This window comes from Vibrio sp. V42_P2S4T144, assembly GCF_009904715.1.
GTDB classification, from domain to species: Bacteria; Pseudomonadota; Gammaproteobacteria; order Enterobacterales; family Vibrionaceae; genus Vibrio; species Vibrio alginolyticus.
This window is the reverse complement of record NZ_WXWS01000301.1, coordinates 1-4,792: the sequence shown is the minus strand read 5'-3', so window position 1 is coordinate 4,792 and position 4,792 is coordinate 1. Positions and strand designations below refer to the sequence as shown.

Below are 4,792 nucleotides of genomic sequence, written 5' to 3'. Positions count from 1 at the left end.
GTTCAGTAAACTGATTAATGTTCACAGTTTTCTGTATCTTTATCATCGAGTTGCATCTGTGTTTGATACATTACGCAGTACGATTTCCCCTTATCATTGAATTGGAGCACCAAATGAAAGTGGCAGTTCATCCTATTTCCCTCGCAGTATTAAGTGGCATGCTAACGCTTGCTGGCCCAGCAATGGCCGATACCATCAAGCTTCGTATTATCGAAACCACCGACATTCACACCAACGTGATGGATTACGATTACTACAAAGACCAACCATCACAGCAAATCGGTTTAAGTCGCGCAGCGACAATAGTGAAACAAGCTAAGTCCGAGACAGAAAACGCGGTACTAATAGATAACGGTGATTTAATTCAGGGCAGCCCAATGGGCGATTACATGGCGGCAAAGGGGATTAACCCCGACGACGTGCACCCAGTCTACAAAGCGATGAACAAGCTAGACTACGATGTGGGCAACATTGGCAATCATGAGTTCAACTATGGCTTAGATTTCCTACAAACGACGTTGAAGGGTGCAAACTTCCCTTACATCAATGCAAACGTATTTGATAAACAAACCGGTGAGCATTACTTCAAGCCTTACCTCATCAAAACTCACACATTTAAAGACACAAACGGCGAAGCGCATCAAATAAAAGTGGGTTACATCGGCTTTGTACCACCACAAATTATGGTGTGGGATAAGAAGAACTTAGAAGGCAAAGTCTTTGCTAAAGACATTAAGGAAACAGCAGAGAAACTGATTCCTCAAATGAAGAAAGAAGGCGCAGACGTGATTGTGGCGATTCCACACTCGGGCATTTCTACTGATCCATACAAACTAGGCGCAGAAAACTCTGTTTACTACCTCACAGAAGTTGAAGGTATTGATGCGATTGCTTTTGGCCACTCTCACGCCGTCTTCCCAGGGAAAGACTTCGCAAACCTACCTGGTGTTGATATAGATAAAGGGACCATCAATGGTGTAACGTCCGTGATGCCGGGCCGCTGGGGAAGTCACGTAGGTGTGATGGATTTGATGCTGAAAGAGAAAGACGGCAGATGGCAAGTCATCGAAGGCCAAGCAGAAGCACGCCCTATCTTCGATAAAGTAAATAAGAAGTCATTAGCTAAAGCCGATGAAGATATTGTGAAAGCGTTAGAAGAAGATCACAAAGGCACTCGTGAATTTGTAAACCAACCAATCGGCAAAGCAAATGATGTCATGTACAGCTTCTTGGCATTAGTGCAGGACGACCCCACCATTCAAATCGTTAACCTTGCTCAGAAAGACTACGTAGAACGCTTTATTCAAGGCGACCCAGACCTTTCTGACATTCCAGTACTGAGTGCGGCAGCACCATTTAAAGTCGGCGGTCGTAAGAACGATCCGAATAACTTTACAGAAGTAGAATCCGGTCAACTCACCTTTCGTAATGCGGCCGATCTTTACTTATACCCAAACACCTTGGTTGCGATGAAAGTGAAAGGTAAAGAAGTTCGCGAATGGCTAGAGTGCAGTGCGGGTCAATTCAACCACATCGACATCAACAATCCTAAACCGCAATCTTTGATTGATTGGGATAATTTCCGTACTTACAACTTCGATGTTATTGATGGGGTTAACTACCAAATCGACGTTACCCAACCGCCGAAGTACGATGCGGATTGTAAAGTGATTAATCCAGATTCTCAGCGTATTGTGAACCTGACGTTCAACGGTAAGCCTTTCAATCCGAAGCAAGATTTCATCATCGCAACCAATAACTACCGTGCTTATAGCAATACTTTCCCTGGTACAGGCCCAGATTTCATTGCGTTTGACGCACCAGATGAAAACCGCTCTGTCGTCGCCACTTATATTTCTCGCGTGAGTGAAGAAAAAGGAGAAGTGACACCAAGCGCTGACAACAACTGGTCTTTCGCACCGATTAAGTCCGATAACAAGCTAGATATTCGTTTCGAAACCTCCCCTAGCGATAAAGCGGCGCAGTTCATCAAAGAGAAAGGACAATACCCAATGAAACGCGTGTCAACAGACGACATTGGTTTCGCAATTTATCAAATCGATCTGAATAAATAAGGTTGATTTGACAGCAACACTAAGCGGCTCTCATGAGCCGCTTTTTTGTTATCAATAAAACCCGTTAAAATAAAGAAAACCGTTTCCGAGTTATCACATGCACAGCGATCTTTTTTCAGACTTAGTCAAACATGGCTTTTTAGAGACAGAAGCAAACCAACTTATTGAAAATGGTGAGTTGCTCGAACTGCCTACACGCCACATTCTTGATCACCAAGGGGAGTTTAGCTCACACCTTTACTTCATCATTGAGGGGTTATGCCACGCGAGCTATCTTACTGAGCACGGCAAAGAATTCAGTAAAGAATTTTATTGGGAGAAGGACTGGGTTATCGGGTTTGAGAGCATAATAAAGGACCAACCTTCGCCTTACTTATTGGAAACGCTGAGCGCTTGTCAGCTATTTTGCTTGCCAATTGAAACGTTGCATCACTGGCGAGCAGAAAAGCACGCCATTTACTTAAAGCTACTCGAAAACCAACTGGTTAATAAAGAGAACAAAGAACGCTTTATGTTGCTCTACTCTCCAGAAGAACGATATCAATTATTTTGCGCTCATTACCCAGATTTAAAGCAACGTATTACCGATAGTCAAATTGCGGCCTACCTCGGCATTACGCCAATCAGTTTGAGCCGAATCAAAGCGCGCTTAACCAAAGATCACACTCTCAAATAAACTCAAAAAAGAAAAAAGCTCTTCAAACGAAGAGCTTTTTCTCTGCTATTTGAGCTATTTAAGAATTCGCGCCCGGAATTGGCGCCCTTTCATCTTGCCGTTACTAATGGTTTGTAGAGCCTTTTTAGCCACAGACTTTTCGACGGCAACATAAGCGCGCACAGGGAATAGGTGAATCTTTCCGACTTGAGAGCCTGGAATACCATTTTTTCCTGTCAAACAACCTAAAATATCACCCGGTCGTACTTTCTGTTTCTTACCGCCATCAATGTTAATCGTCACCATTTTCGCTTGGTATGGCTGCTGATTTGATTTGGCAGGCAATGTTGCTGGTACCACGTCCATCTCTAGGTATTCTTCAATACGAGCTACACGTAAACCGTCTTTCTCACCAAAAAAGCTAAACGCTAAACCTTTACTACCCGCACGACCTGTACGACCAATACGGTGCACATGAACCTCAGGATCGCGTGATAGCTCAAAGTTAAAGACAGCATCAAGATTATCAACGTCTAAGCCACGCGCCGCAACGTCTGTTGCAACAAGGATAGACACACTCTTGTTAGCAAACTGCACCAATGCTTGGTCGCGTTCACGCTGCTCTAAGTCCCCATGGATATCGATAACGCTGAATCCTTTGTGATGCAACTCATCTGCGACACTTTGCACTTCTTTTTTGGTATTACAAAAAACCACCGCGGACTCTGGCTGGTGAGTCAGCAGCAAATTCGCCAAGGCTTCATCACGTGCTTCCGAGCCTTCAACTTTATAGAAGTACTGCGCAATGCTTGAGGTATCATGCGTCGATTCCACCTTAATCACTTCCGGTGTCTGCATTATACGCTGCGCAATTTGCTCAATTTTCTCTGGAAAAGTAGCACTGAAAAGTAGAGTTTGGCGCTGCTTTGGCGCTGCATCGATGATTGCATCTAATGCGTCTTGGAAACCCATGTCCAACATGCGATCAGCTTCATCTAGCACCAAGGTATTCAGTTCGCTAAGATCAATTCGGCCTTTCTCAAGGTGATCCAAAATACGACCAGGAGTACCAACTAGGATATGCGCACCATGCTCTAACGAACCAATTTGTGGCCCCATTGGCATCCCACCGCAGAGAGTAAGCACTTTAATATTATGAATGCCGCGACCTAAAGTACGAATTTCCTTCGCTACTTGATCTGCAAGCTCACGTGTTGGACACAATACTAATGACTGGACACGAAAGCGTTTGACGTTGAGGTTCGATAAAACCCCTAAACCAAATGCAGCGGTTTTACCTGAGCCCGTTTTACCCTGCCCGATGACATCACGATGTTTTAGGATTGCAGGCAAGCTCAAAGCTTGAATTGGCGTCATGTGGGTATAGTTCAGGGAATCAAGTGTGGCGAGTAACGCTGGGTTCAGCCCAACTTGATCGAATGTTTGTTTGCTCACGGGGATATCCTCAGGTGAGATGGAAAGAGGGCACATTATCACCAGATTTGGTGGGAAAACCAGTGCTAATTAACCTTTGTTAATGAGTATGAGCTCAAAACAAAGTAAAGTCAGTCACTCTATTCTCATTACGGATAACAACATGCTCACTTGGATTACTTTGCCCTTTGCTCAGCTAACAACCACACAGCTGTATGAAATGATGAAATTGCGTGTGGATGTATTCGTTGTTGAACAAACCTGCCCTTACCCTGAACTTGATGGTAAGGACACACTGGAAGGCGTTTATCATCTAATAGGCTATCACGGTGATGAACTGGTTGCTTGCGCAAGATTACTGCCCGCAGGCACTACGTATGACAATGTGAGTATTGGTCGAGTGGTGACAAAGCAGACCGCGCGAGGCGGTGGCTTAGGTCATAAGTTATTGGACAAGGCCTTGGCACAATGCGAAACATTATGGCCAGGACAGACAATAGATATAGGTGCTCAAGAACACCTCATCCAGTTTTATGCTAGTCATGGATTCAAGGTTATCTCAGAGTGCTATCTTGAAGATGGTATCCCTCATGTGGATATGCGGAAAGAATCCGTAGCGCTATAAGTT

Annotated in this window: 4 protein-coding genes; 3 read left to right on the top strand and 1 reads right to left on the bottom strand. The window is 44.4% G+C overall.

Features of this window, described 5'->3' with window-relative positions; genetic code table 11:
- Positions 1–113 precede the first annotated feature (113 nt).
- Together cpdB and CAG68_RS10440 are read left to right on the top strand one after the other, a co-directional pair.
- On the top strand, positions 114–2,075 hold the full coding sequence (cpdB, locus tag CAG68_RS10445; RefSeq protein ID WP_161441117.1) for a 2',3'-cyclic-nucleotide 2'-phosphodiesterase: 1,962 nt from the start codon (positions 114–116) through the stop codon (positions 2,073–2,075).
- 97 nt (positions 2,076–2,172) lie between these two features.
- Positions 2,173–2,751 (top strand): Crp/Fnr family transcriptional regulator, encoded by a 579-nt coding sequence (locus CAG68_RS10440; RefSeq protein WP_161441116.1) that lies wholly within the window; start codon positions 2,173–2,175, stop codon positions 2,749–2,751.
- A 54-nt stretch (positions 2,752–2,805) separates the two neighbouring features.
- Here the strand turns inward: CAG68_RS10440 and dbpA are convergent, their stop codons facing one another.
- Positions 2,806–4,185 carry an ATP-dependent RNA helicase DbpA gene (dbpA, locus tag CAG68_RS10435; protein ID WP_005379583.1) on the bottom strand — a complete coding sequence of 460 codons (1,380 nt, stop codon included), beginning with the start codon at positions 4,183–4,185 and terminating at the stop codon, positions 2,806–2,808.
- A gap of 142 nt (positions 4,186–4,327) precedes the next feature.
- Between dbpA and CAG68_RS10430 the strand changes: the two genes are divergently transcribed.
- A complete protein-coding gene (locus CAG68_RS10430; protein WP_017820295.1) occupies positions 4,328–4,789 on the top strand; it encodes a GNAT family N-acetyltransferase in 462 nt (153 codons plus the stop codon).
- Positions 4,790–4,792 lie beyond the last annotated feature (3 nt).

Coding starts and splice junctions, on each gene's coding strand:
- cpdB (WP_161441117.1), top strand. CDS start 114: ATGAAAGTGGCAGTTCATCCTATTTCCCTCGCAGTATTAAGTGGCATG.
- CAG68_RS10440 (WP_161441116.1), top strand. CDS start 2,173: ATGCACAGCGATCTTTTTTCAGACTTAGTCAAACATGGCTTTTTAGAG.
- CAG68_RS10430 (WP_017820295.1), top strand. CDS start 4,328: ATGCTCACTTGGATTACTTTGCCCTTTGCTCAGCTAACAACCACACAG.